General features: G+C 72.4%; 26 protein-coding genes and 1 pseudogene. 18 read left to right on the top strand and 9 right to left on the bottom strand.

Annotation, left to right across the window (positions count from 1 at the left end):
- Positions 1–356 (bottom strand): annotated as a pseudogene (locus AB0J68_RS05390) (oxidoreductase); the annotation flags it as partial.
- Positions 357–472: 116 nt separating this feature from the next.
- Here AB0J68_RS05390 and AB0J68_RS05385 point away from each other — a divergent pair.
- The 4 genes from AB0J68_RS05385 to AB0J68_RS05370 all read left to right on the top strand — a co-directional run bounded on the left by AB0J68_RS05385 (position 473) and on the right by AB0J68_RS05370 (position 4,419).
- Positions 473–1,867 (top strand): extracellular solute-binding protein, encoded by a 1,395-nt coding sequence (locus AB0J68_RS05385; protein WP_363936343.1) that lies wholly within the window; start codon positions 473–475, stop codon positions 1,865–1,867.
- Positions 1,864–2,820 carry a sugar ABC transporter permease gene (locus tag AB0J68_RS05380; protein WP_355136756.1) on the top strand — a complete coding sequence of 319 codons (957 nt, stop codon included), beginning with the start codon at positions 1,864–1,866 and terminating at the stop codon, positions 2,818–2,820. The genes AB0J68_RS05385 and AB0J68_RS05380 overlap by 4 nt, the downstream gene beginning before the upstream one ends.
- Complete coding sequence (locus AB0J68_RS05375; protein ID WP_355136754.1) at positions 2,820–3,686, top strand: carbohydrate ABC transporter permease; 867 nt, start codon at positions 2,820–2,822, stop codon at positions 3,684–3,686. The genes AB0J68_RS05380 and AB0J68_RS05375 overlap by 1 nt, the downstream gene beginning before the upstream one ends.
- A gap of 127 nt (positions 3,687–3,813) precedes the next feature.
- Complete coding sequence (locus AB0J68_RS05370; RefSeq protein ID WP_354860046.1) at positions 3,814–4,419, top strand: class I SAM-dependent methyltransferase; 606 nt, start codon at positions 3,814–3,816, stop codon at positions 4,417–4,419.
- Between the two features lie 13 nt (positions 4,420–4,432).
- Here the strand turns inward: AB0J68_RS05370 and eccB are convergent, their stop codons facing one another.
- Complete coding sequence (eccB, locus tag AB0J68_RS05365) at positions 4,433–5,806, bottom strand: type VII secretion protein EccB (RefSeq protein WP_355067414.1); 1,374 nt, start codon at positions 5,804–5,806, stop codon at positions 4,433–4,435.
- Positions 5,807–5,934: 128 nt separating this feature from the next.
- Between eccB and AB0J68_RS05360 the strand changes: the two genes are divergently transcribed.
- Together AB0J68_RS05360 and AB0J68_RS05355 are read left to right on the top strand one after the other, a co-directional pair.
- Positions 5,935–6,648 (top strand): spermidine synthase, encoded by a 714-nt coding sequence (locus tag AB0J68_RS05360; protein ID WP_354857144.1) that lies wholly within the window; start codon positions 5,935–5,937, stop codon positions 6,646–6,648.
- Positions 6,649–6,744: 96 nt separating this feature from the next.
- Positions 6,745–6,921, top strand: coding sequence for a hypothetical protein (locus tag AB0J68_RS05355; RefSeq protein WP_355067416.1), 177 nt, complete (start codon positions 6,745–6,747; stop codon positions 6,919–6,921).
- A gap of 12 nt (positions 6,922–6,933) precedes the next feature.
- Here AB0J68_RS05355 and AB0J68_RS05350 read toward each other — a convergent pair whose 3' ends face one another.
- Positions 6,934–8,736 carry an acyl-CoA dehydrogenase gene (locus AB0J68_RS05350; RefSeq protein WP_363936339.1) on the bottom strand — a complete coding sequence of 601 codons (1,803 nt, stop codon included), beginning with the start codon at positions 8,734–8,736 and terminating at the stop codon, positions 6,934–6,936.
- Between the two features lie 144 nt (positions 8,737–8,880).
- On the opposite strand from AB0J68_RS05350, the gene AB0J68_RS05345 reads away from it, so the two are divergent.
- The 5 genes from AB0J68_RS05345 (at position 8,881) to AB0J68_RS05325 (ending at position 12,237) form a co-directional block, all read left to right on the top strand.
- Complete coding sequence (locus tag AB0J68_RS05345) at positions 8,881–9,291, top strand: MmcQ/YjbR family DNA-binding protein (protein ID WP_363936336.1); 411 nt, start codon at positions 8,881–8,883, stop codon at positions 9,289–9,291.
- A 113-nt stretch (positions 9,292–9,404) separates the two neighbouring features.
- A complete protein-coding gene (locus tag AB0J68_RS05340; RefSeq protein ID WP_363936333.1) occupies positions 9,405–10,442 on the top strand; it encodes an L-dopachrome tautomerase-related protein in 1,038 nt (345 codons plus the stop codon).
- A gap of 50 nt (positions 10,443–10,492) precedes the next feature.
- Positions 10,493–11,098 carry a DUF4291 domain-containing protein gene (locus AB0J68_RS05335; RefSeq protein WP_363936330.1) on the top strand — a complete coding sequence of 202 codons (606 nt, stop codon included), beginning with the start codon at positions 10,493–10,495 and terminating at the stop codon, positions 11,096–11,098.
- Positions 11,099–11,121: 23 nt separating this feature from the next.
- A complete protein-coding gene (locus AB0J68_RS05330) occupies positions 11,122–11,502 on the top strand; it encodes a VOC family protein (protein WP_354857157.1) in 381 nt (126 codons plus the stop codon).
- Between the two features lie 39 nt (positions 11,503–11,541).
- Complete coding sequence (locus AB0J68_RS05325) at positions 11,542–12,237, top strand: alpha/beta hydrolase (RefSeq protein WP_363936328.1); 696 nt, start codon at positions 11,542–11,544, stop codon at positions 12,235–12,237.
- 41 nt (positions 12,238–12,278) lie between these two features.
- On the opposite strand, the gene AB0J68_RS05320 is transcribed toward AB0J68_RS05325, so the two are convergent.
- From AB0J68_RS05320 to AB0J68_RS05310, 3 genes are read right to left on the bottom strand one after another with little or no spacing between them, the layout of a single operon-like run.
- Positions 12,279–13,535 (bottom strand): MFS transporter, encoded by a 1,257-nt coding sequence (locus tag AB0J68_RS05320; RefSeq protein ID WP_363936325.1) that lies wholly within the window; start codon positions 13,533–13,535, stop codon positions 12,279–12,281.
- The gene (locus AB0J68_RS05315; protein WP_354857163.1) at positions 13,532–14,128 is read right to left on the bottom strand and encodes a helix-turn-helix domain-containing protein; all 597 of its coding nucleotides are present in this window, start codon (positions 14,126–14,128) and stop codon (positions 13,532–13,534) included. Before AB0J68_RS05315 ends, AB0J68_RS05320 begins: the two co-directional genes overlap by 4 nt.
- A gap of 60 nt (positions 14,129–14,188) precedes the next feature.
- Entirely contained in the window at positions 14,189–15,781 is a 1,593-nt protein-coding gene (locus AB0J68_RS05310) for an LLM class flavin-dependent oxidoreductase (protein WP_363936323.1), read from the bottom strand.
- Between the two features lie 115 nt (positions 15,782–15,896).
- On the opposite strand from AB0J68_RS05310, the gene AB0J68_RS05305 reads away from it, so the two are divergent.
- Positions 15,897–16,490, top strand: a complete 594-nt coding sequence (locus AB0J68_RS05305; RefSeq protein ID WP_354857169.1) for a MarR family winged helix-turn-helix transcriptional regulator — start codon at positions 15,897–15,899, stop codon at positions 16,488–16,490.
- A gap of 108 nt (positions 16,491–16,598) precedes the next feature.
- On the opposite strand, the gene AB0J68_RS05300 is transcribed toward AB0J68_RS05305, so the two are convergent.
- Positions 16,599–18,107 carry a phosphoesterase gene (locus tag AB0J68_RS05300; protein WP_363936321.1) on the bottom strand — a complete coding sequence of 503 codons (1,509 nt, stop codon included), beginning with the start codon at positions 18,105–18,107 and terminating at the stop codon, positions 16,599–16,601.
- A 176-nt stretch (positions 18,108–18,283) separates the two neighbouring features.
- Positions 18,284–18,769, bottom strand: coding sequence for a hypothetical protein (locus AB0J68_RS05295; RefSeq protein WP_363936319.1), 486 nt, complete (start codon positions 18,767–18,769; stop codon positions 18,284–18,286).
- On the opposite strand from AB0J68_RS05295, the gene AB0J68_RS05290 reads away from it, so the two are divergent.
- Positions 18,770–19,405, top strand: coding sequence for a helix-turn-helix transcriptional regulator (locus AB0J68_RS05290; protein ID WP_354857175.1), 636 nt, complete (start codon positions 18,770–18,772; stop codon positions 19,403–19,405).
- A gap of 49 nt (positions 19,406–19,454) precedes the next feature.
- Positions 19,455–19,844 (top strand): VOC family protein, encoded by a 390-nt coding sequence (locus AB0J68_RS05285; RefSeq protein WP_354857177.1) that lies wholly within the window; start codon positions 19,455–19,457, stop codon positions 19,842–19,844.
- 25 nt (positions 19,845–19,869) lie between these two features.
- Here the strand turns inward: AB0J68_RS05285 and AB0J68_RS05280 are convergent, their stop codons facing one another.
- Entirely contained in the window at positions 19,870–20,265 is a 396-nt protein-coding gene (locus tag AB0J68_RS05280) for a helix-turn-helix domain-containing protein (RefSeq protein ID WP_354857180.1), read from the bottom strand.
- An 87-nt stretch (positions 20,266–20,352) separates the two neighbouring features.
- On the opposite strand from AB0J68_RS05280, the gene AB0J68_RS05275 reads away from it, so the two are divergent.
- The 4 genes from AB0J68_RS05275 to AB0J68_RS05260 all read left to right on the top strand — a co-directional run bounded on the left by AB0J68_RS05275 (position 20,353) and on the right by AB0J68_RS05260 (position 24,472).
- Positions 20,353–21,210 (top strand): SDR family oxidoreductase, encoded by an 858-nt coding sequence (locus tag AB0J68_RS05275; RefSeq protein WP_354857181.1) that lies wholly within the window; start codon positions 20,353–20,355, stop codon positions 21,208–21,210.
- Positions 21,211–21,431: 221 nt separating this feature from the next.
- Positions 21,432–22,379: an ion transporter gene (locus tag AB0J68_RS05270; RefSeq protein ID WP_354857183.1), complete on the top strand. Its 948-nt coding sequence runs from the start codon at positions 21,432–21,434 to the stop codon at positions 22,377–22,379.
- 78 nt (positions 22,380–22,457) lie between these two features.
- The gene (locus AB0J68_RS05265) at positions 22,458–23,627 is read left to right on the top strand and encodes an acyl-CoA dehydrogenase family protein (RefSeq protein ID WP_363936314.1); all 1,170 of its coding nucleotides are present in this window, start codon (positions 22,458–22,460) and stop codon (positions 23,625–23,627) included.
- Positions 23,627–24,472 (top strand): PhnD/SsuA/transferrin family substrate-binding protein, encoded by an 846-nt coding sequence (locus tag AB0J68_RS05260; RefSeq protein ID WP_363936311.1) that lies wholly within the window; start codon positions 23,627–23,629, stop codon positions 24,470–24,472. The genes AB0J68_RS05265 and AB0J68_RS05260 overlap by 1 nt, the downstream gene beginning before the upstream one ends.
- Positions 24,473–24,568 lie beyond the last annotated feature (96 nt).

Genomic DNA, 24,568 nt, shown 5'->3' with positions numbered 1-24,568 from the left:
GAGGCGGTGCTCGCCGCCGACGCGGTCCGGCGCCCCCAGATGCCCCACACGAGCTGCCCCGGGTGCCGGTCGACGGCGCCCGGCGCCACCTCGACGACCTCGCCGACCTCCTCGTAGCCGAAGCCGATCAGCGGGTACGGCACGGGGGTCTGGCGGGGGACGAACATGCGGGCGGCGTCGTCCCAGTCCTTGCTGAGCCGGGGATTGCTGCCCCGGTAGAGGGTCAGCTCGGTGCCGGCGGAGATGCCCGAGTAGCAGGTGCGGACCCGGACCTGGCCCGGGCCGAGCGGATCCGGCGGGCAGGGCTCGAGGCTGATCCGTCGAGGCCCGGCGAGAGAGACCACCCAGTTGCCCATGTGTCACATCCCGGTAGCACTGGGCTCCAGGATAGACACAAAATCGCAATATGTCTTGCTATTGATCAATCGAAGGTGTTGAATCCGGCATGTACCGTTCGAGAGGAGTGCCACCGATGTCAGCACCTCCGAGGCGGATACTCGCCACCACCCTGATCATGGCACTGACCGCGTCCACCCTGCTGGCCTGCGGAGATGACGGATCAGACAGCAACAGCAAAAAGATCACTGTTTGGAGCCTGGAGGACGTTGCCGACCGCGTCACCGCCACCAAGGCGATCATCGCGGACTTCACCGCCAAGACCGGGATCCAGGTCGACCTCGTGACCGTCAACGAGGACCAGTTCCCCTCCCTGATCGCCGCCAACGCCGCCGCCGGCGACCTGCCCGACGTGGTCGGCTCGGTCTCCCTGGCCGGCATCCGGACGCTCGCCGGCAACGAGCTGCTGCACGCCTCGGCCAACGCGGAGGTCGTCGACAAGCTGGGCCGACAGACGTTCTCTCCGCGAGCGTTGGAGCTGACCTCCGACGACGGCAAGCAGCTCTCCGTGCCCAGCGACGGGTGGGGGCAACTGCTCGTCTACCGCAAGGACCTGTTCGCCGCCGCCGGCCTGCCCGCCCCCGACACGTACGAACGGATCACCACCGCCGCGGCGAAGCTGAACACCGGCGGCGTCGCCGGCATCACCGCGGCGACCTCGCCCAGCGACGTGTTCACCCAGCAGACCTTCGAGCACCTGGCACTGGCCAACGGCTGCCAGCTCACCGACGACTCGGGCGCGGTGACGCTCGATTCGCCGCAGTGCGTCGAGGCGTTCCGCTTCTACGGCGACCTCATCCGCACCAGCTCGGTGAAGGGCGCGCAGGACGTGGACACCACGCGGGCCACCTACTTCGCGGGCAAGGCGGCCATGGTGATCTGGTCGCCGTTCATCCTCGACGAGCTGGCCGGGCTCCGCAACGACGCCAAACCGACCTGCCCCCAGTGCCAGGCCGACCCGACGTTCCTGGCCAAGAACAGCGGGTTCGTCACCGCGATCAAGGGCCCCAACGGCACCGAACCCGCGCAGTACGGCGAGATCAGCTCCTGGGCCGTGCTCGACGGCGCGGCGGCCGACCCGGCGAAGTCCTTCGTGGAGTACATGCTCGGTGACGGCTACCCGCGCTGGTTCGGCATGTCCCCCGAGGGTCGATTCCCGGTGCGCAAGGGCACCCCGGCCGAGCCGGAGGCGTTCCTCACCGCCTGGAACACCAGCCAGGCCGGCGTGGACGCCAAGTTGCCCCTCGCCGACGTGTACGGCGACGAGGTGCTGGCCACCCTGCGCAGCAGCCCGGACACCTTCGGGCGGTGGGGCCTGAGCCAGGGGCAGGGCAAGCTGGTCGGCGCCATGCTCGGTGAGCTGCCGGTGCCCAAGGTGCTGGGCGACCTCACCTCCGGCAAGACCGACGCGGCGGCCGCCGCCGGCCGGGCCAGGAAGGACGTCGAAGCGATCAAGGCGGGCGTCAATTGACCACCACCGCCCCCGACACCGGCCGCTCCCCCACGAAGGAGCGGCCGGAGCCGCCCCGCCGCCGACCACTGACGCTGCGCCGCCGCGAGTCCCGCGCCGGGCTGGCGTTGGTCGCGCCGACCCTGCTCGTCACCATCGCGGTCATCGGCATCCCGATCATCTGGACCGTGGTGCTCGCCTTCCAGCGGGTCCGGCTCGCCACCCTGCGCAAGACCGGGCTGTTCGGCGAGTTCACCATGGACAACATCGACCGGGTGCTGCACACCCCCGGCTTCGCCGACACGCTGTGGGTCACGCTGCTCTACAGCATCGGCGGCACCGTCGGGTCGATCGCGCTCGGTCTGGTCGCCGCGCTGGTGGTGCGCCGGCCGTTCCGGGGCCGCACGCTGGTGCGGGCCTCCATGCTGCTGCCGTACGTGGCGCCGGTGGTCGCGGTCACCTTCGTCTGGCAGGTGATGCTCGACCCGCAACTCGGCATCGTCAACCACTGGGGTCAGCGCCTGCTGGGCTGGGACGCGCCCGTGCCGTTCCTCACCCAGGAGTCGACAGCGCTGGCCACGGTCATCGTGTTCGAGGCGTGGCGCTACTTCCCGTTCGCGTTCCTGTTCCTGCTGGCCCGGCTCCAGGCGGTGCCCGGTGAGCTGGAGGAGGCCGCCCGGGTCGACGGGGCCACGCCCACCCAGCGGTTCCGGCACATCCTGCTGCCGCAGTTGCTGCCGGTGATCGCCCTGCTGGGGGTGCTGCGCTTCATCATGACGTTCAACAAGTTCGACGACGTCTACCTGCTCACCGGCGGGGCCGCCGGCACCGAGGTGGTCAGCGTCCGGGTGTACGAGTTCCTCACCGCCCGTACCGACATCGGCGCGGCTGCCGCGCAGGCGGTCGTTCTGGCCGTGGTGCTCATCGTGTTCGTGCTGATCTATCTGCGCTTCTTCGGACGAAGGGTCGGCTGATGGACCGGGACATGGTCGAGACGGTGAGCCTGCGCTGGCTGCGCCGCCTGGTGATCGCCGCGTTCCTGGTCGTCACCGTCTTTCCCTTCTACTACATGCTCGTGCTCTCGGTGCGCCCCATCGAGCGGCTGCTACTCGACCCGGGCTCGCTGGTCGTCGGCTTCGGCGAGTTGACCGTCGCCACGTACGCCGAGGTGCTCAAGGCCACCGACGACGGCGGCCAGGGATTCCTCACCTTCATCCGCAACAGCGGCCTCGTCGCCGTCGCGGCGACCGTGCTCACGCTGCTCGTCGCGATCCCCGGCGCGTACGCGGTGGCCCGGCTGCGGTTCTTCGGCCGGCGGCAGGTCGACTTCCTGTTCCTGGCCGTCTACCTGTTCCCGTCGATCGTCATCGCGATCCCGCTGTTCGTGGTCTTCAGCCTCGCCGGGCTGCGCGGCTCGCTGTTCGGCCTGGTGCTGGTCTACATCTCGCAGACCCTGCCGGTGTCGGTCTACATGCTGAAGAACTACTTCGAGACCATCCCGGTCAGTCTGGAGGAGTCGGCGGCCATCGACGGCGCCGGCCGACTCGGCATCATCCGCCGGGTCAGCCTGCCCCTCGCCGCGCCATCGATCATGGCGGTCGCGCTCTACGACTTCATGATCGCTTGGAACGAGTTCCTCTTCGCCCTGCTGTTCCTGGTCGACAAGCCGGACCGGTGGACGGTGTCGCTGGGGTTGTCACTGCTCGCCGACGGCGTGGAGGTGCCCAAGACGGTGCTGATGGCCGGGTCGGTCGTCCTCACCCTGCCCATCGTGATCCTCTTCTTCGCCAGCGAGCGGCTGCTCACCGAGGGCCTGACCAGCGGCGCGGAGAAGGGCTGACCGGTTCCCTGATCGGTGGCAGCCCAGCGGCCCGACACGCCGACCCCGTCGCCGCTGAGCTGCCACCGATCGGTGCGCCTGCCGGACCGACCCGTCGCGCCCCGACCGGCCCGGTTACGGTGGCCGTATGGCCAACCCGACCCGCTGGGCGACCGACACCGGTCCGGAGCACTCGCAGTGGTACATCGACCGGTTCCGCAAGCTCGCCGCCGAGGGAGCGGACCTGGCCGGCGAGGCCCGGCTGGTCGACGCGCTCGTCGCGCCCGGCTCACGGATCCTCGACGCGGGCAGCGGCACCGGCCGGGTCGGCGCCGCGCTGGCCCAGCGTGGGCACACCGTGGTCGGGGTCGACGCCGACCCAGCGCTGGTGGAGGCCGCCCGCGCCGACCACCCCGGCCCCCGCTGGCTGGTCGCCGACCTGGCCGAACTGGACCTGCCGGCGCTCGGGGAGGCGGAGCCGTTCGACGCGGCGGTCCTGGCCGGCAACGTCCTCGCCTTCGTCGCCGCCGGCACCGAGCCGGAGGTGCTGCGCCGACTCGCCGGGCACCTGCGCCCCGACGGCGTGCTGGCGGTGGGCTTCGGCACCGAACGCGGCTACCCGCTGACCGCGTTCGACGCCGACGCGGTCGCCGCCGGGCTGCGCCTGGAGCACCGCTTCGCCACCTGGGACCTGCGGCCATGGCGCGACGACGCGCCGTTCGCGGTCAGCATCCTGCGTCGCCCGGCCGCCTGACGCCCGACCGGCGTCAGGACGGGGCGGCGACGGCCCGGGCCGCGGCCGGGTCCAGGGTGGCGCCGGCCGGCACGAGGCTGACCAGGCCGGCGGGCAGCCGCACCGGTCGCACGTCGCGGTAGCCGAGCATCGCCAGCACCTCCCGGTCGGCCAGCACGTACCGCCGGCCCAGGTCGGTGACCACGGACACCGCGCCTCCGGACGCGCCGGGCGCCGCGGCGGCCTCGACCACCGCGCCGCCACCCGGCTGCACCACCACGTGGTCGGCCAGCGCCGCGCCGCCGCTCGACGCGGTCCGTGGGACGGCCGCCAGGTCCGGCAGCCGTACGCCCCGCAGCACCTCGCCGGTGCCGCCGTCGTCCCCGACCCGGGCGCAGATCGCCGCGTCGTCGGAGCTGACGAGCGGGGGCGGCACGGGCGGCGGCGCGGTCGGGCCGCTCGGGGCGAGATCGGGCAACGTGGGCAGCGCGGCGAACCGGCCCAGCGTCATCGGTTCCGACTCCCCCTGCCCGGTGCGGGCCAGCAGCAGCCCGGCCTGCAACTCGGTGATCCCGGCCAGCCCGTCGTCGAGCGCCACCGCGTACTGCCGGCCGCCGCCGGAGTTGCGCACCAGGTAGACCTGACCGATCGTGGCGCCCGGCACGCGGGTGGCGGGTCGACCCTCGCCGGGCAGCGCCAGCGGGGCCAGATCGACGCCTGCGGGAAGCGCGTTGAGCAGGGCCGGCGCGACCGGCACCGCCCGCGTCCGGGTGGTCGCCAGCGCGGCCAGCACCCGGTTGGGATCGCGGACCAGGTACCGGCGCTGGTGCCACACGAGGTGCAGGCCGCCGTCCGGGTGGCGCAGCAGCAGCGCGTCGTCGCCCAGCGGCCGACCGCCGTCGGGATCGGTGCCGATCAGCAGCGCGGAGCGGGGGTCCTCGCCGCCGGCCGTCGAGCAGACCGTCCAGGCCGACGTCGCCAGCCGGCCCGGAGCGGGCAGCGAGTCCGGCGCGTCGGCGATGCCCAGGGGCAGGCCGCGCGGCACGTCGTCGATCGAGCGTCGGGAGACCAGCACGGTCTTCGACCGGTCCGCGCCGACGATCAGCAACGCCGACGCGTAGTTGAGCACCGGGTGCAGCTTCTGCTCCCGGTAGACGAACCGGGCGCCGGACTCCTTCTCCACGATCACCGCGCCGGGGTCGCGCCACCCCTTGCCACCGCCGGCGAACAGGCCGTAGAGCGCCGAACCCCCGAGCCCGATCGCCGCGACGAGGACGCTGGCCAGGCCCGCGCCCGCCAGCCGCCGAAACGGTGACTGGGCGGGGTCGGTCTCCCGCATCACCAGTGCGGCGACCGCCCGCTGGACGCTGAACTGGTAGGAGTGCAGCTGATCCTGCCGCGACGGCATGAGGTCCCTTCCGCTGGTTCGACCGGGCCACAGGATATGCGCTGCGTCGATGTCCCGTGGACCCTGCGTGGCGGGCCCGGCCCCGACCGGTACCATCCGGGGACGAATCCGGCGGCGAGAGGGCACCCGTGGGCGCGCGTTTCGAGGAGCTGGCCTGGCGGGAGACCCCGATCGGCGCGATCAGCCTGCGGCGGCGCCGCGATCCGGCGCTGCAGGTCGAGGTGTACGAGGTCAAGCTCGACGACGAGTACCTGATGTCCAGCCTCTTCCCCGTCGCCGAGATCGAGCTGGCCCGGCTGGGCCTGGCCGAACTGACCGGCGACGCCCTCGACGTGGTGGTCGGCGGCCTCGGGCTGGGCTACACCGCGTGCACCGCGCTGGCCGACCCACGGGTGCGAACACTCCTCGTGGTGGAGGCCATCGAGGACGTCATCGACTGGCACCGGCGGGGACTGCTGCCGTTCGCGGCCGGGCTCGCCGAGGACCCCCGGACCCGGTTCGCGCGAGCCGACTTCTTCGCCGCCGTGGCCGGTGACGACGGGTTCGACGCCGAGACGCCCGGACGTCGGTACGACGCCGTCCTGCTCGACGTCGACCACTCGCCGCGCAACGTCCTGCACCCGAGCCACGCCCCCTTCTACGCGCCGGACGGGCTACGCCGACTCGCCGCGCTGCTACGACCGGAGGGCGTCTTCGCGCTGTGGTCGGACGACCCGCCGGACGACGAGTTCGTCGCGGCGCTCACGGAGGTGTTCGCGACCGCGCGGGCTCATGTCGTGCCGTTCGCCAACCCGCTGACCGGCGGCCAGTCCGCCAACACGGTCTACGTCGCCCGCCGCTGACTCCGCCTGGGGATGGCGTTTGAGGTTGGCGGAATCGGGGACGTGGAGCCCGGGGTCGCCGCATCTCGCGCCGCGGCCGGGTTACGGGAGGTCGCGATGCGTGCCCTGCTCTGGGTCGTCGGTGTGGTCGCCGGCGTGCTGATTCTGCTCGGGCTGATCCTCGAGGCGGTCCGCTGGCTGATCATCATCGGTCTGATCGCGCTGGTGATCGTGATCATCCTGGGCGTGGTCAAGGGACGGCAGGCCATGCACCACCAGACCCGCCGACGGTGACGCCGGGGCCGTTCAGAACCAGTCGGCGCGCATGTCGAGCGTGGTCCGGTCGAGGCTGTCCAGCAGGTCGAACTGCGGGCCCGTCCGGGGCAGCTCGGCCGTGAAGAAGTAGCGGGCGGCCTGCCGCTTACCGGCGTGGAAGGCGTCGCCACCCTCCTGGGGCGGCAGCGCCAGCACCTGCTCCAGCCACATCCACGCGATCACCACGTGCCCGACCGCCTCCAGGTAGACGCTGGCGTTGGCCAGGGCGAGCACCGGATCACCGCCGGACCAGAGCCGGCGGGTGACCGCGACGACCCGATCCACCGCGCCGGCCAGCCGGTCGGCCAGCTCGGCCGCCTCGCCCCCGGCCCGGCGGCCCCGGCTGACGGTGTCGCCCATCCTCTCGGCCAGCAGGAGCAGGCCCGCGCCGTCGCGCATGGTCATCTTGCGCCCCAGCAGGTCCAGCGCCTGGATGCCGTGGGTGCCCTCGTGGATCGGGTTGAGCCGGTTGTCCCGGTAGTGCTGCTCCACGTCGTGGTCGCGGGTGTAGCCGGCGCCGCCGAGCACCTGGATCGCCAGGTCGTTGGCGACCAGGCACCACTGCGACGGCCAACTCTTGGTGATCGGGGTGAGCACGTCCAGCAGCAGGTGCGCCCGCTCGCGGTCGGTCTGCTCCGGGGCGGTCTGCTCCTCGTCGAGCAGCCGGGCGCAGTAGAGCACCAGGGCCAGGGCACCCTCCACGTAGCTCTTCTGCGCCAGCAGCATCCGCCGTACGTCCGGGTGGTCGATGATCGGCACCTGCGGCGCCGCCGGGTCCTTCGCGTCGACCGGCCGGCCCTGCGGCCGCTCGCGGGCGTACGCCAGGCTCTTGAGATAGCCGGTGTAGCCCAGCGCCATGGCACCGGCGCCGACACCGATCCGGGCCCCGTTCATCATGTGGAACATCTGGGCGAGCCCCTGGTGCGGCACGCCGACCAGATGGCCGACGGCGCCGGAGCGACCGGCCGGGGTGTGGCCGCCGTCGCCGAAGCTGAGCAGGGTGTTGGTGGTCCCCCGGAAACCCATCTTGTGGTTGAGCCCGGCGAGTACCACGTCGTTGCGGTCGCCCAGCGATCCGTCCGGCTCGACGAGCACCTTGGGCACGATGAACAGCGAGATGCCCTTCACCCCGGGCGGCCCGCCGGGAATCCGCGCCAGCACCAGGTGGACGATGTTCTCGGCCAGCTCGTGATCACCGCCGGAGATCCACATCTTGGTGCCGAAGAGCCGGTACGTCCCGTCCGGCTGGGGCTCGGCCCGGGTGGTGATGTCGGCCAGCGAGCTGCCCGCGTGCGGCTCGGACAGGCACATGGTGCCGAAGAACCGGCCCTCCAGCATGGGTCGGACGTACGTGTCGACCTGCTCGGCGCTGCCGTGCGCCAACAACAGCTTCGCGTTGCCCAGGGTCAGCATCGGGTACGCCGAGGTGGCCACGTTGGCCGCCTGGAACCAGGCGAAGCAGGCGGCGGCGACGGCCTGCGGCAGTTGCAGGCCACCGACCGAGGCGTCCAGCCCGGCCGTGAGCAGACCCGTCTCGGCGAAGCTGTCCAACGCCGCGCGCACCTGCGGGATCAGCCTCACCCGCTGCCCGTCGAACGTCGGTTCGGCAAGGTCGGCGGCCCGGTTGTGCGAGGCGAACTGCTCGGTGGCCACCCGCTCGGCGAGGTCCAGCGCGTCGTCGAAGGTCTCCCGGGAGTGCTCGGCGTAGCGAGGGCGCTCGGCGAGCTGCGACACCCGCAACCAGTCGTGCAGCAGGAAGTCCAGGTCACGGCGGGAGAGCAGGGTGGACGGCACGGAACTCCTCGGCGGGGCTGGGGTGTGTCGGGTCGGGGGCGGCGGCCCGGCGTCGCCCCCGAACCATCCTGACCGATCCGCCGGGAGCACACCACCGCCCGCCGGCGGGCGTCAATGTCGTACCCGCCGACTAGGGTCCTGCCCGTGACCGCACCCGGAGACGTCGACCCCGAGGTTCTCGACCGGCTGCGCACGATCTGCCGCGGATTGCCGGAGACCTACGAGGAGCCGGCCTGGGTGGGCACCCGTTGGCGGATCCGCCGGCGCACCTTCGCCCACGTGCTCACCGTCGACCCCGACCGTCAGGCGGTGCACGCGCGCGCCGCCGCGCTCGACCGGCCGGCCTGCCTGTTGGTCTTCCGATCGCCGCTCGACGAGATCGCCGGTCTGCTGAGCGTCGGGCACCCCTTCTACAAGCCGGACTGGAGCCCGAACGTGCTGGGCATGATCCTGGACGAGGACACGGACTGGGACGAGGTCGGCGAGCTGCTCACCGAGAGCTACTGCGTGCAGGCGCCCAAACGGCTCGCCGCACTGGTCGACCGGCCCGGCTGAGCGCACCCGGCGAGGCCGGGCGTTTCGCCCGGGTCGGCTCGGGGATACCGCGCCAACGGTGGCGGATCACCGACGGGAATCGGCGACGCCGCCCGTCGCGCGAGGAGCGGCCCATGTCCAGGCTTGGGACCGAGGAGGATCCTCGGTTGACACCCGTGCTCGTCGAGGATCGGGTGTGCACGGGTGTGACCACCCTGCGGGGGCGGGTCTTCCTGAGCTACCCGTCGGCGGACGGGCCGGGCGTGCAGGTGGCCGAGGCGCTGCCGGACGGCGGTCGCAACCCGTACCCGGACGCCGCGTGGAACGAGCCGGACCAACCGCCGGACGGAGCGTTCGTGCACGTCAACGGGTTGCGGGCCGGCCCGGACGGCCGACTGTGGATCATCGATTCGGGGTCGCCGCAGCTTGGCGGGGAGCAGGTGCCCGGCGGCGCGCGGCTGATCGCCGTCGACGTCGACGCTGACCGGGTGGACCGGGTCTACCACCTCGACGACGCGGTGCGTCCGCGCAGCTACGTCGACGACGTCCGGTTTCACGGCGGCACCGCGTACCTCACCGACGCCGGCACGCCCGGCCTCATCGTGCTGGACCTCGACTCGGGCCGGTGCCGACGGGTGTTGGACGGGCACCCGAGCACCGTGGGCGGGCCGGTGGTCGCCGACGGCCGGGCGCTGCGGGATCCCGGCGGCGCCGAGGTGTGCCTGAACGCCGACCAGCTGGAGGTGTCGCCGGACGGTCGGTGGCTGTACTACCAGCCGGCCTCGGGTGGGATGTCCCGGATCGGCACCCGCTGGCTGGACGACCCGACGCTGTCCGCCGAGGAGCTGGCCCGGCGGGTCGAGCCCTGGTGGGACACGCCCAGCACCGGTGGCACGGCCATCGACGCGCTCGGCACCATCTACGTCAGCGATGTGGAGCGACGTCGCGTGCTCGCTGTGGGGCCGGACCGCAGCGTCCGTACGCTCGTCGCCGACCCGCGCCTGGCCTGGGTGGACGCGATGTGGCTCGACGCCGAGGGTCACCTCTGGCTGCCGGCGGCCCAACTGCACCTGACCGCCGGGCTCAACGGCGGCCACTCGGCCGTCGACTATCCGGTCCGGATCTACCGGATGCCGGTCGACGCCGGTCCGCCCCCGCGCGACCACGCCTGAGGGCGGTATTCCTGTGGAGCGGTCGAGGCCCGATCGGTGAGAATCGGGGCGTGTCCGTTCCCGCCCGTCAGATCCGCGCTCGCCATTCGGCCGACACGATCACCGTGTACCAGGCGTACCCCCCGGAGGTCGCGCTGCCGGCCGTGGCCGCCGGCCGCTTCGTGGCCCCCTTCAAGCGGGACCGCATGACCTGGATCAAGCCGTCGTTCCGGTGGATGATGTACCGCTGCGGCTGGGCCACCAAGCCCGGCCAGGAGCGCGTGCTGTCGATCGACATCGCGCGGGAGGGCTTCGAGTGGGCGCTGGCGCACGCCTGTCTGAGCCACTACGACCGGGACGTGCACGGTGACCGGGCGACCTGGTCGCGGCAGCTGAGGAGCAGCCCGGTACGGGTGCAGTGGGACCCGGAACGGACGGTGCGGATGGCCGCGCTGCCCCATCGGTCGCTGCAGGTCGGGTTGTCCGGTACGGCGGTCGCCCGGTACGTCGACGACTGGATCGTGGCCGTCACGGACATCACCCCCACCGTCCACCGTGTACGGGAGCTGGTGCGGGCAGGCGATGAGCGAGCGGCGACGGACCACCTGCCGGTCGAGAGTCCCTACCCGCTACCGGCTCAGATCGCCGCTCGCCTCGGCGCGACGGGCGGTGGGTGAGAGTCCTCGATATCCTGCCTCGCATGCATCGAAGCCGTGTGTACGCGTTGCTGATCGACGCGCCCGAGGCGGAGGCCGCGCGGGCGGCGGAGTTCTGGTCGGCGGCACTCGGCGTCGGCACCCGGTCCCATCCGGCCGAGCCGCAGTTCGTCGGTCTGCACGAGGCGTTGCCGGGCCTGGTCACCGCCGTCCAGGCCGTCGACGACGCGCCGCGCTACCACCTCGACATCGAGACCGACGACGTGGCGGCCGAGACCGCTCGGCTGGTCGGTCTGGGCGCCACCGAGGTGTCGCAGTGGTTGGAGTGTCGGATTCTGCGGGCGCCCGGCGGGCACCTGCTCTGTGTGCTGCCGGTCGAGAGCCCACCTGAGGTGTTCGACGCCCAGTCCCGGACCTGGTCATGACGCGCCGGGCCGTCAGAGGTCGGCGCTAGGGTGCCGGACATGGCGAATGTGATGTTGGTGGCGGGCGCGTGGCTGGGGTCGTGGGCGTGGGACGAGGTGGTGCCGAGGCTGCGGGCCGCCGGCCACCAGACCTGTCCCCTGACCCTCTCCGGTCTCGCCGAGAGGCCTGGCGTGCCCGCCGGGCAGCAGACCCATGTGCAAGACATCGTCGGCGAGATCGAGCGGCGCGACCTGCGCGACGTGGTGCTGGTCGGGCACAGCTACGCGGGCATCCCGGTGGGTCAGGCCGCCGCGCGGATCGGCGACCGGTTGACCCGGGTGGTCTACGTCGACGCGGAGGTGCCGGTCGACGGCGGGTCGTTCGCGTCCGGCTGGTGGCAGGGTCAGGCGGCGTTCGAGTCGGTGCTCGCCGACAACGGCGGCGACTGGCCGCCGCCCGACGCGGCCGAGTTCGACGGCCAGGGGCTCACCGACGAGCAGATCGCGCGGCTGCTCAAGGGCGCCACCCCGCACCCGGGCGCCACGCTGACCGAACCGGCCGTGCTGGCCCGTCCGCTGGGCGAGCTGCCGACGACGTACGTCAAATGTCTGCTCGACGGACCGGAGCCCAACGACACCGTGTCCGCGCTGCTGACCAGCGAGCACTGGCGGCTGGTCACGATGGCCACCGGCCACTGGCCGATGTTCTCCCAACCCGCCGAGCTGGCCCGGTTGCTGGTGGCCGAGATCGGCTGACCGCGCGGGCGACGACGGTCTCGGCGGGCCGGCCCGGCAGGTCAGGTCGCGGGGTCGTCGAGGGTCCTGATGTGGCGTACCGGGGACGCGAGCAGCCACAGGACGGCGAGCACGCCGCCCACTCCGGCGACGACCAGGGCCGGCCGCAGCCCGAGGGTGGTGCCCAGCGCGCCGCCGACCAGCGCGCCGAGCGGCCGGATGCCGTAGTTGACGGCGCTGTACGCGCCGGCCCGGCGACCGCGCGCGTCGTCGGGTGTGACGGCGGTGAGCAGGGCGTTGAGGTTGACGTCCATCAGCATCACCCCGACGCTGGACACCATCTCGATGGCCGCCAGCATGGCCACCTTCGCCCAGGTCGGGCCGGCGATCAGCGCCGTCAACGCCAGCGGCGCGGGAAAGACCACAACGCCGATCATCGCGGTACGGCCCAACCCGATGGCCCGCGACAGGCGAGGCGCCAGGGCCGCGCCGGCCAGTCCGCCGAGCGCGCCGATGCCGAACGCGACGCCGATCGCGCCGGCCGACAGGCCGAGTTCACGGTTGGCGTAGAGCACCAGCAGCGCCGCGGCGATGAAAGTGAAGAAGTTGACGGTGGTGGTGCAGCCGAGCGCGGCGCGCAGCACCGGGTGGCGCAGCACCAGCACCAGGCCCTCGCGGACCAGGCCGAGTGTGGACGTCCGCCGTCGCGGCGGAGGCGACTCGGTGACCGGGATGCGCCGCAGCAGCAGCGCGGAGGCCAGGAAGGACACCGCGTCGACGAGGACCGCCACCGGCGCGCTGAGCGCCTGGACGAGCCCACCGCCGACGGCCGGGCCGGCGATGAACGAGAGGGACCGGCTCACGCTGAGTTTGCTGTTCGCGTCCACGTACGCCGACCGCGGCACCAGGGCGACGAAGAACGCCTGCTGTCCCAGGGTGAACAGCACCGCCCCGGCGCCGCTGAGCAGCGCCACCAGGTAGAGCTGGGTGAGGGTGATCGCGCCGAACAGGTAGGCCACGGGCAGGCTGAGCAGCACGGCCGCGCGGGCGAGGTCCGCGATGATCAGGAGTCGACGCTTGTGGGTGCGCTGGTCCACCCACGCGCCGAGGAACAGGCCCAGCAGGTTGGGCAGCCAGATCAGCGCGGTGAGGACGCTGACCTGCACGGGCGTCGCGGCGAGCAGGGAGACGGCGATCAGCGGCAGGGCCAGTTCGCTGATCCGGTCGCCGAACGCCGAGATCGTCTCACCCATCCAGAAGGTGCGGAACCGCCGGTCGCGGCCCAGCGCCGGTGCGGGCGGGGCGTCGACGGCCGTCATGACGCGGGCGAATCGTCGCTGGATTCGGGCAGCAGGTAGCGCAGCATCCGGACGAGCTGGGCGCCGTCCGGCGTCGTCTCGTCGTCCTTGCGCCGCACGTACGGGGCGAGCAGCTCCTCGATCGCCTCTTCCAGGTGTCGCAGCTCGTCCGGTGTGGCGACGAAGCGGGTGTCGGCCACCCCGGCCAGCCCGCGCCATTCGGTGTTCAGCCGAGGCTCGTCGTGCAGCAGCCACTGCTGGGGTGCCTCGGCATAGCGGGCGAACATCTCGCCGCGCAACTGCCGGGCCGCGGCCTGCCCCTCGGCGTCGTCGGGCAGCGAGAAGCGGAACCCCCGGGCGGCTGCCTGCCACCAGCGTTCCCGCTTGCTGGTGGCGCCGTCCCAATCGGTGACCAGGCCGAACGTCGCGAGGTGGCGCAGGTGCCAGCTGACCACCGACGGCGTGGCGCCGACGTGCGGCGACAGTCCGGTGGCCGTGGCCGGGCCGTGTTGCTGGAGCCGGTCGAGGATGGCCAACCGGACAGGATGCGCCAGCGCCCGCAGCGCCTGCGGCTCGGTGATCTCGAAATCCCCGTACGGATTCTTGAGAGACATGTTTCGAAAGTAGCCTCTCAGATCCTGCGGAGCAACCCCCGGGAACGCCGGTTCCGCCGCTCAGCTCACCCCCAGGCGGGCCAGCGGCTCGACCAGTTCCCGCTCCTCGTAGCTGAGGTGCGACAGCAGGGCGTCGGTCAGCAGGTTCACCGCGGCGCGCAGCTCGGCCAGGCCGTCCGGCGCCCCGACGTACGCGACCAGCGCCTTGTCGACCCCCTCCAGCACGTCGTGGATGACGTGGTGCTCCTGCTCCAGCCGGTCGACGACCGGGCGCAGCCGCGGGTCGGCCTGCCGCAGCCGCGGAAAGAGGGCCTGGTCCTCGATGGTGTGGTGGGTGGTGACGATGCGGCAGTAGGACTCGCAGTAGGCGCCGAGCGTCCACCGGTTCTGCCGCATGGTCATCGTGTTGATCTGCGATCGCGCCACGCCGGCGTCGATCTCGCCCGCCGCGACCTGCTCGATCAGGTCGTGGATCTGGGCCAGTTCGCCGCGCAGGCCGTCGTGCACCTGCACGAGGTGCTGGCCGGTGGCCTGCTCGTGGGCGGTGTAGGTGCGCGTCGGGTCGGGCGCGGGCCCGGTGGGACGGGCCGACTCGTCCCAGACCTGCCGGTCGCTGAGCCGCCGGCCGTCGTCCGGGGTCGGCACCACAGCGAAGGCCCCGGCGGTCACCCTCGCGCGGGTCGGCCGCGCGGAGGGCGCGAGGAGCGCCGCCGGCTCCGCGGCCACCACCGGCTCGGCGGGAGTACGCGTCGACGCCGCGCCACTGTCGCGTTCGGCCGCGACCAGTTCGCGCACGGCGGGGGCCACCTCGCCTGCGAACCGGCGCAGGTCGTCGGGGTCGTCGCTGGCGAGGATGAACGTGCCGACGCCGTCGCCCAGCGCCAACTCGACCAACTCCCGCACCCACTGTTCGGCGGGCCCGTGCAACGGGCCGCCCCCGGCCGACGAGAAGGTGCCGGAGATGTTGAGCAGCCGGCGGACGTCGCGGGGCGAGCGGCCCGCCTCCTGGGCGGCATCGTCGATGATCTTGTTGCCCCTGGCCAGGTCACCGGGCTGGAGGTAGTCCAGTGAGGGCAGCCAGCCATCGGCCCGGCGACCGGTGAGCGCGAGCATGCGTGGCTTGTACGCCCCGAGCCAGATCGGCACCGCGTGGGCGGGGGCGGGGCCGCGCTTGGCGCCGACCACCCGGTGGAACTCGCCGTCGACCCGCACGCCGCCGCGCGCCTGGACGTCCCACGTCTGCCGGATGACGTCGATGCCCTCCTCCAGCGCCCGTACGCCCTGGCCGGGGGTCAGCCGCCGGCCGCCCATCGCCTCGATGGCGTCCCAGAACGCCCCCGCGCCGAGACCCAGCGCGACCCGACCGCCGCTGAGCAGGTCGAGGCTGGCGACGCTGCGGGCGAGCACGGCGGGCGGGCGCAGCGGCAGGTTGGTGACGTTCGCCGAGAGGTGCACCCGGTCCGTCCGCGCCGCGACGAAGCTCAGCAGCGTCCAGGTGTCCAGAAATCGCGGCTGGTACGGATGGTCCTGGAAGGTGACCAGATCCAGCCCGACCTGCTCGGCCAGGACCGCGAGCCCGACCGTGCGGTCCGGATCGTCGTTGCCGGGCGTGGTGAACGATCCGAAGACCAGGTCGTGGCCGTAGTCGCTCATCGTGCGAGCCTCCCGTCGTCCGCGACGCGTCGGACGATGCGTCGTGGCCTCGACCTTATGTCAGACAGAACATCTGTTGCCAACAAGGTTGGCTGTCCTGCGCTATTGTCGGGGCATGACGGGTGCCAGCGACCGGCCGGACCGGCCCGATCCCCTCGACGACGACCTGGGCTGGATGCTGGGGATCGTCTTCCGGGGCTACGTCCGGGCAGCCGAGCACACCCTGACCGATTTCCCCGGCGGCCCGCGCGGCTATCAGGTGCTCACCGCCGCGGCCACCGGGCCGGCCCGCAACCAGGGCGCGATCGCCGAGGAGCTGGGCATCGACCGGACGGTGCTCACGTACCTGATCGACGACCTCGAACGCCCGGGGTTCGTCGCCCGGCGGGCGGACCCGGCCGACCGGCGCAGCCGGCTGGTGGACGTCACCGACGCCGGGCGGGCGGCCTGGGAGCAGCGGCGCGAGGCGCTGCGGCAGGTCGAGGCGCACCTGCTGGGGGCGCTCACGCCGACCGAGTCGGCGACCCTGCGCGCACTGCTGCAACGGGTCGCCTGCTCGACCCAGGCGATCGACCCCCTGCGCGATCTCTGCCAGGCGGTGGCCGAGGTGCGGCCCGAGCCCGCTGCGCCGATGCCGAGCCGGCCGGGCGCAGCGTCCGAGCACGGTCGGCCGCGCGCCGCCCGGTCGCGCGGCCGCAGCGACGGCTGACCGGACTGTCGAACGGCGAGGTGGGCCCGCCGGCCCTCCCCGACCATCGTGCATCGAGGAGTGCCGGCGGGCCCACCGTGTGGCGGCAGCGTCGCTTGCGGCGACGGGTCAGCGCACGTGCACGAACACCGGGTTCGAGTAGAACCACAGGTCGTCCCACGGGCTCTCCAGCCCGTCGGCGAGCGGCTCCGCCTCGTCGGTGCTGGTGCCGCGCACCCGCGCGTAGGTGTCGGCCTCGACGTTGCGCAGGGTGTGCCGGATGACGTAGTCCGCACCCTGGCGACGCCAGTCCCGCGGGCCGAACCGGGCCACCACAGTGGTGGTGGGGTTGGTGTCGGCGTCCGGGTTGGCGCTCGGCCCGGTGATCTGGCCGACGATCAGGTCCACCCGACGGACCTCCGGACGGTCCCCGTTGCCGTTCACACCGTCCAGTGGACGGAACGTGATCTCGATCTCGACGTCGGTGCGGCTGCGGCGACTGACCGTGATGGTCTCGCCGACCTCGGCCGTCTGCCCCTGGGACCTGGCGGTCACGTCGAGGCTGCGGATCAGGTCGCCGGTGGTCACCCAGATCCGGCCGTTGCGCAGGCCGTCCATGATGTCGCCGTAGTCCTGGCGGGCGTACACGTAGGTCTTGCTGTACTCGCCCGGCCAGAAGTCCGAGCCGCCGCGCGTCCAGTGCACGTGCGAGTCCGACGTCGCCGTGATCCACCAGCGCCGGCCCTCACCGAGCAGCGAGTCCCAGAGCCCACCGACCCGCGCGGTCATCTGATCGAAGCCACCGTAGGTGGGGTGGTTGCCGTACCCGCCGCGCTTGCCGCCGTTGAGCGGACCGGCCTGGTGGCCGGGCGCGCCCTCGAAGCCGATGTAGACGTCCGGGGCGGCGTTGTTGCCGTTGCGGAACTCCCGCGGGGTGTCCTGGCCGTAGACACCGAGGCCGGGCGCCGACCGGGAGGCGTGGTGGGCGATCACCAGCGGCTTGTGCGGCATGCCCCGGGCGACCTTGAGGAACTCCACCATCTTGGCCTCGGTGTCGCGGGCCGGGTCGGTGGGGAACGCGTCGTACTTGGCGAACCGGCTCTCCAGCTCGAAGAGCTGCTTCGCCTCGTCGTCGTGGCGCGGGATCATCAGCGTGTGGTGGTCCAGCGCGGGCGCGTCGAACTCCATGCCCCAGAACTGGAGCACCTCGGGGACCAGCTTGCGCGAGCGCAACAGGTCGGGGTACGCCTGCTCGATGTTCACCTTCGAGTGCGTCGGTCCACCGTGGTCGGTGCACATTGCCCAGGTCAGACCGAAGTTCTTGGCCATGATCGCGTTGGTGACGATCGGGTAGACCGCGTCCGCGCCCTTGTGGAAGACGATCGGGCTCTTCGCGGTGTCGAACTCGCCGCTGTACTCGGAGTGCACGTGGTGGTCACCAGCGCGCCAGGACCGGTTCTTGGCGTTGCCCCGGTCGCTCGTGTCGTCGCCGGGTCGGCGCTCCTCGTCGGCCCACGCCGCGCCCGCGCCGACCAGCGGGCTGGCGGCGGCCAGCGTCGCGCCGACGCCGGCGTACTTGACCAGCTTGCGCCGCGACAACTGCGCGTGCTCGATCTCTTCGGCTTGCTTGTCTCGCACGTGAGAGCCTCTCCTCGATCAAGCGAATGCTCTTTCGATCAAGAAGCCTCGAAGAGGTTGGTGAACGCCCGCCGTACGACGGGCGGGTGCACGATGAACACCCTCGCGGAGCCCGTTGAAGGGCGCGCGGGGCGCGGCGGTGGGTCACGCGCCGACAGCGGGGCGTACGCGTGTCGTCAGATCCGGGCGCGTGGCAGCCAGCCCAGGAAGCGGAGTCGTACTCGGGGCAGGGGCAGCGTCGGCAGATCCCGGGCGGCGGCCACGAGGCACGACCCGAGGTAGACGGCGAGCGCGGCACGCGCCCCGCCGAACTCGGCGAGCAGCTGGCTCTGCTTGGTGGCGCAGGGCCATTCGCGGCCACATCCGGTGCAGGTCCAGCTCGGCGGACTGGGCAGGTGCTCGGGCAGCGTGGTCCGTCGGTACCGGCCCACGACGCTGTTGTCCGCTCGCACGTCGCGTCGCCGGGGCTCGGGGCCCCCGTTGCGGTGCGCGGGCGGCCGCGGGGCGGGCAGATAGCGCCGGACGGTGCCGAGGAGCGCCCCGACGCGGACCAGGGCGTCCGGCCCCACCTGGTGGGCCAGCAACGCCGTGAGCAGGTAGTGCCCCAACAGGTCGGCCCCGGCGACGCCTTTCTCGTCACCCGTCCCGGTCAGCCGGTCCACGTGCGGTGGGACCCCGGCGAGGTGGAACTCTGCGTCCTGGACCTCGGCGTGTTGACGCAGGTGGCGACCGCCGCCACGGCCCGGAGGCCCGGCCAGATCCGGTTCACCGACCTCGGCGGAGTCAACGCGCCGCTCGCCCGGCAGTGGCACCGAACCACCAGTTACGTCAGCGATGTCGTGGCGAGCATCCCGAGCGCCAGCGCCCAGCCGTTGGTGATCGGCAACGCCGCACGGATGCTCGCCGCGGCAGCGCTCGCGATCTTCCCCAACACGGCGTTCACCGACGAGACCGCCGAGGACCGCCGCGACGCCAGCACCGCCACCCTGCGCCGCGCCGTCGCATTCATGGAGGAGAACGCCGACCGGGACATCAGCGCCGCCGACATCGCCAGCGCCGCCGCCGTCTCCCAGCGCGCGGTGCAGCTCGCCTTCCGCCGCCATCTCGGCACCACCCCGATGGCGTACCTGCGCAGGATCCGGCTCGATCGGGCCCACCACGACCTGGTCCGGGCCGACCCCGGACAGGAGACCGTGTCGGCCATCGCGAGTCGCTGGGGGTTCGCCAACCACAGCCGGTTCACCGCCCGCTACCACGCCAGCTACGGGGTGCCGCCTCGCGAGACGCTCCGCGCCTGACCGCGCCGCATGCCCCACGTCCGGACGGCCCGGCCGTAAGCTCGGTGCCATGCCGGACGGTTTACGGCTCGACCACTGTGTCATCGCGGTGACCGACTGGGCGAGGTCCACCGCCTTCTACCGGGATGTCCTGGGCGCCCAGATCGTCGACCAACCCGATGGTCGGGTCGCGTACCGGTTCGGCGACCAGCAGCTCAACGTGCACGGTCCGGGCCTGGACGTCGGCGCGTTGGTCGCCCGGCGTCCCGTCGAGGCCGGGGGCAGCGACCTCTGTCTCGTCTGGCCGGGCACCGCCGACGAGATCCTCGACCACCTGCGGCGGCACGGCGTCGAGGTGGAGGCCGGGCCGGTGGACCGCCACGGCGGACGCGGACCGGGCAGAAGTGTCTACTTCCGCGACCCCGACGGCTCGCTGTTGGAACTGATCAGCTACCGCTGACCGCCTCGGCGAACTCCGGCTCGGGTCAGCCCCGCTCCCGCTCGCCGGCGGTCTGCACCTCGGACACCGAGGCCTCCAGCAGGTCCGCGAGGCCGCGCAACTGATCGGCGACCCGGGCGCCGAGAGGGGTCAGCGAGTATTCGACGCGCGGCGGGATCGCGGTGAGCACCTCGCGGGTGAGCATGCCGTCGCGTTCGAGAGTCTGCAGGGTCTGGGAGAGCATCCGCTCGCTCACCCCGTCGATGCGCCGCCGCAGCGCGTTGAACCGGTAACTGCCCTCACCGAGCGCGAGCAGAGCGAGCGAGGCCCATTTCGAGGTGACGCTCTCGAAGGCGGCACGGGAGGTACAGCCGCGCGCGAAGACATCACTGACGAGTTCCTGGGTAGGCCCCGCCGGGTCCCGGGCCGGCATGTCGCTCATGTCACCAGCTTACCCGACGCTTACCTGAGAGCTTGTGCTGTAGATTCGTAAGTGCTTACGTTTCGTCACCGTCAATCGGAGGTCCCCATGCCCACGTATGCCGTCACCGGCGCCACCGGCCGGCTGGGTCGCCTGGTGATCGAGCACCTGCTCGGCGCCGGCGTGCCCGCCACCGAGATCGCCGCGATCGTCCGCAGCCCGGAGAAGGCCGCCGACCTGGCCGCGCGCGGGGTCGAGATCCGCCGGGCCGACTACGACGACCCGACGACGCTGCCCGGCGCCGTGGCCGGCGTACGCCGCCTGCTGCTCATCTCCGGCGACACGCCCGGGCAGCGGACCGCCCAGCACACCGCGGTCATCGAGGCCGCCACGCTCGCCGGGGTCGGCCGCGTGGTCTACACCAGCATCCTGAAGGCCGACACGACCACGAACCCGCTCGCACCGGAGCACAAGGCCACCGAGGAGGTCCTGGCCGCGTCGGGCCTGCCGTACACGGTGCTGCGCAACGGCTGGTACACCGAGAACTACACCGACCAGCTGCCGCAGTACCTGCAGAGCGGCACCATCCTCGGCGCCACCGGCGGCAGCAAGGTCTCCGCCGCGCCCCGGACCGACTACGCGGCCGCCGCGGCGGCGGCGCTGACCCGGGACGAGGAGGGCAACGCCGTCTACGAGCTGGGCGGCGCCGCGTTCACCTTCGACGAGCTGGCCGACGCCGTCACCGAGGTGACCGGCACCACTGTCGTCCACCGCGACCTGTCGGCCGCCGAGCTGGCCTCGGCGCTGGAGAACGTCGGGCTCGACGCCGGCACCGCCGGGTTCGTCGCCGCCCTCGACCACTCGATCGCCATCGGCGAGCTGGCCACCGACAGCGACGACCTCAGCCGGTTGATCGGCCGGCCGAGCACCCCGCTGCGCGACGCCATCCGGGCCGCGCGGGCCTGACCGGCCGCGGTCTCCTCACGGTTCGTCGATCGGGCGGGTGACAGGGTGTACGCCTGCGTCACCCGCCCGCCGGTGTCGGCCAGGGCGATGGCGGCCTCGACGATGGCGTACCGGCTGTGCGTCGTGACTAGGGTGGTGACCATGCCCCCGCACCGCCAGCCCGACGATGCGAGGTGGGCCCACGACGCCGCCTCGGCGCACACCGACGGGTCGGCCGCTTGATGAGCGGACCGCCCGCGCCCGCGCAGCGAGACGCACCGTCCACACCCCAGCGTGACCGGCCCGCGCTGGCCGACGCCTGCGCACGGCTCGCCCGTTCCCGCCCCTTCGAGATCGGCATCGTCGTCGTCATCCTCGCCAACGGGATCGTCCTCGGACTGGAGACGTACGACGGTCTGGTCCCCGCGACCCGGGCGCTGCACGGGCTGGAGGTGCTCTTCCGCGCCGTCTTCGTCGTCGAGATCGGCATCCGGCTGGCGGCCTACGGCCGACGTCCGCAGGACTTCTTCCGGCACGGCTGGAACGTCTTCGACTTCGTCGTGATCGCGGCCATCTTCATTCCGGGCCTGCACGGTGACTCGGCGCTGCTGCGCGTGGTGCGGGTCGCCCGGATGGTCCGGCTGGTGCGGTTCTCGCCGGGCCTGCGGACCATCGTGTCCGCGCTGTGGCGCAGCCTGCCCGGTGTCGGCGGGTTCCTCGCCCTGGCCGTGGTGACGCTCTACGTGTACGGGATGGCCGGCTGGCTGATCTTCGGCGACAGGTACCCGGACGAGTACGGCGACATCGGCCGGTCGCTGCTGACGTTGTTCGTGCTGCTCTCGCTGGAGACACTGCCGGACCTCATCGAGCAGGGCCTGGCCATCTCGCCGTGGACGCTGCTCTACTACGTCAGCTACGTGGTGATCACCGTCAACCTGCTGCTCAACATCCTCATCGCGGTCATCGTCAACTCGATGGAGGAGGCCCGCCGCCTGGAGATGACCGAGCGGTTGGCCCCCGGCTACGACGAGGACGGCGACGGCGTACCCGACGAGGTGGACCGCATCGCGCTCACCCAGCGGCTGGACGACCTGCGGGCGGTCATCGCCGAGTTGGAGCGGGAGTTGCGGATCGACCGGGACGACACGCACGCCCGGCCGCACCGCGAGGACACCCCCTCCCGACGGTGAGACCACACTCTCGATCATGACGGCCGGATCGGCTAGTCTCGATGCGGTCCCGCCGGTCCGAATGAAGGGGCACCGCGCATGACGGCCAGTGTCGACAGTTTCCAGTCCCGCACCGACGTCCTGACCACACTCACCACCGTGATCGACGAGGTGATCCGCCCGCAGGCGGAGGCCGTCGACCGGGACGGCGCCTTCCCCCGCGAGGGCGTCGATGCCCTCGCCACGGCGGGCCTGCTCGGCCTGGCCTCCTCCCCCGAGGTCGGTGGCGGCGGCCAGGGCATGCGCGCGGTCGCCGACGTCATCGAACGGCTGGCCGCCGAGTGTGGGTCCACGGCGATGGTGGTTCTGATGCACTACGCGGCGACCGCCGTCATCGAGGCGCACGGCCCGCACGAGGTTCGCGCGGCCATCGCCGCCGGCCGTCACCTGACCACGTTGGCGTTCTCCGAGTTCGGATCCCGCAGCCACTTCTGGTCGCCCACCGGGTCGGCGACGGCGTCCGGTGATGCCGCAGTGCGACTCGACGCCCGCAAGAGTTGGGTCACCGCGGCGGGCGAGGCCGACAGCTACGTCTGGTCGAGCCTTGCGCTGGCGTCGGGGGCCGGGCCGATGACGCTGTGGCTTGTTCCGGCCGACAGCGCCGGGCTCCGCGTCGCCGGTGACTTCGACGGGCTGGGCCTGCGCGGCAACGGCTCCCGGCCGATGACGGCCGAGGGCGTGGTGGTCCCCGCCGACGCGATGCTGGGCACCGACGGCACCGGCCTCGACACCGCGCTCGGCGCCGTACTCCCCTGGTTCCTGGTGCTCAACTCGGCGTTCTGTCTCGGCCTCGCCGACAGCGCCGTCGCCGAGGCGGGCCGGCACCTCACCGGCACCACGCTCACGCACACCGGCGCGGCGCTTCGCGACGCGCCCGTCGCCCGACGCGACTTCGCCCAGTTGAAGATCCGCACCGACGCCCTGCGCGCCTTCCTCGGTGACACCCTCACCGCGCTGGAGACCGGCCGGGACGACGCGACGCTGCGCGTGTTGCAGGTCAAGGCCCTGGCCGGCGAGACGGTCGCGGACGTCACCGACGGCGCGATGCGGCTCTGCGGTGGCAGCGCCTTTCGCAAGGAGTTGGGCCTGGAGCGCCGATTCCGCGACTCGCGAGCCGCCCGGGTGATGGCACCGACCACTGACGCTCTGCACGACTTCGTGGGCCGCGTCGCCACCGGCCTGCCGCTGCTCGACGAGGCCAACCGCTGATGCCGGCGCCGTCGGTCCTGATGGGCGCGGTCGCGTACGACCCCAAGGTCGTCACCATCTGGGAGGGCTTTCGCGGCTGGCTGCGCGGTCACGGCCTGGATTTCGACTTCGTCCTCTACTCGCACTACGAGCGACAGGTCGAGGACCTTGTCGCCGGCCGCATCGACGCCGCGTGGAACTCTCCGCTCGCGTGGCTGCGAGCCGACCGGCTGGCCACGGCCGCTGGCGGCTCCGTGCGCGCGCTCACGATGCGCGACACCGACCGGGACCTCACCTCGGTCGTGGTGGTGCGCGCCGACTCGCCGGTACACCGGGTCGAGGATCTCGCCGGAAGCGTGGTGGCGACCGGCGCGGTGGACAGTCCGCAGGCCACGCTGATCCCGCTCGGCCACCTCGCCGCGGCCGGAGTCCGGGTCGACGTGCGCCGGTTCGACGTCGGTGTCGGGCTGCACGGTGACCACGTCGGAGGCGAACGTGACGCCGCGCGCGCCCTGGCGGCCGGGGAGGTCGACGCCGCCTGCATGATCGACGCCAACCACCTGATGTTCGTTCAGGAGGGCACGCTGCCACCCGAGGGCACCCGGATCGTCGCGCAGACCGGGCGGTACGACCACTGCAACATGACGGTGCGCGAGCCGGCGTCCGACGGGGTCCGGCTCTTCGGCACCCTGCTGCGCGGCATGTCGTACGCCGATCCGCAGGTGCGCCCGCTGCTCGACCTGGAGGGCCTGACGGCCTGGCAGGACGGCCGTACGACCGGGTACGACGCCCTCGCCGAGGCGGTCGACGCGAGCGGGTTCTACGCCCCCGACGGGCGGGTGACCGCCGCGGACTATCGGCCGTGACCGCCGACGTCGAGATCGATCTCGGCGGCCTCGGCTTCGGCCGTGGCGCGCACCTGTTGGTACAGCGCGCCCTGGCCGGGTTGCCGCCCGGCGGCC

Origin of the sequence: Micromonospora sp. NPDC049580, from assembly GCF_040675595.1 — a bacterium.
In the GTDB taxonomy this organism is placed as follows: domain Bacteria; phylum Actinomycetota; class Actinomycetes; order Mycobacteriales; family Micromonosporaceae; genus Micromonospora.
This window is presented reverse-complemented; position numbering and strand designations above follow the sequence as displayed.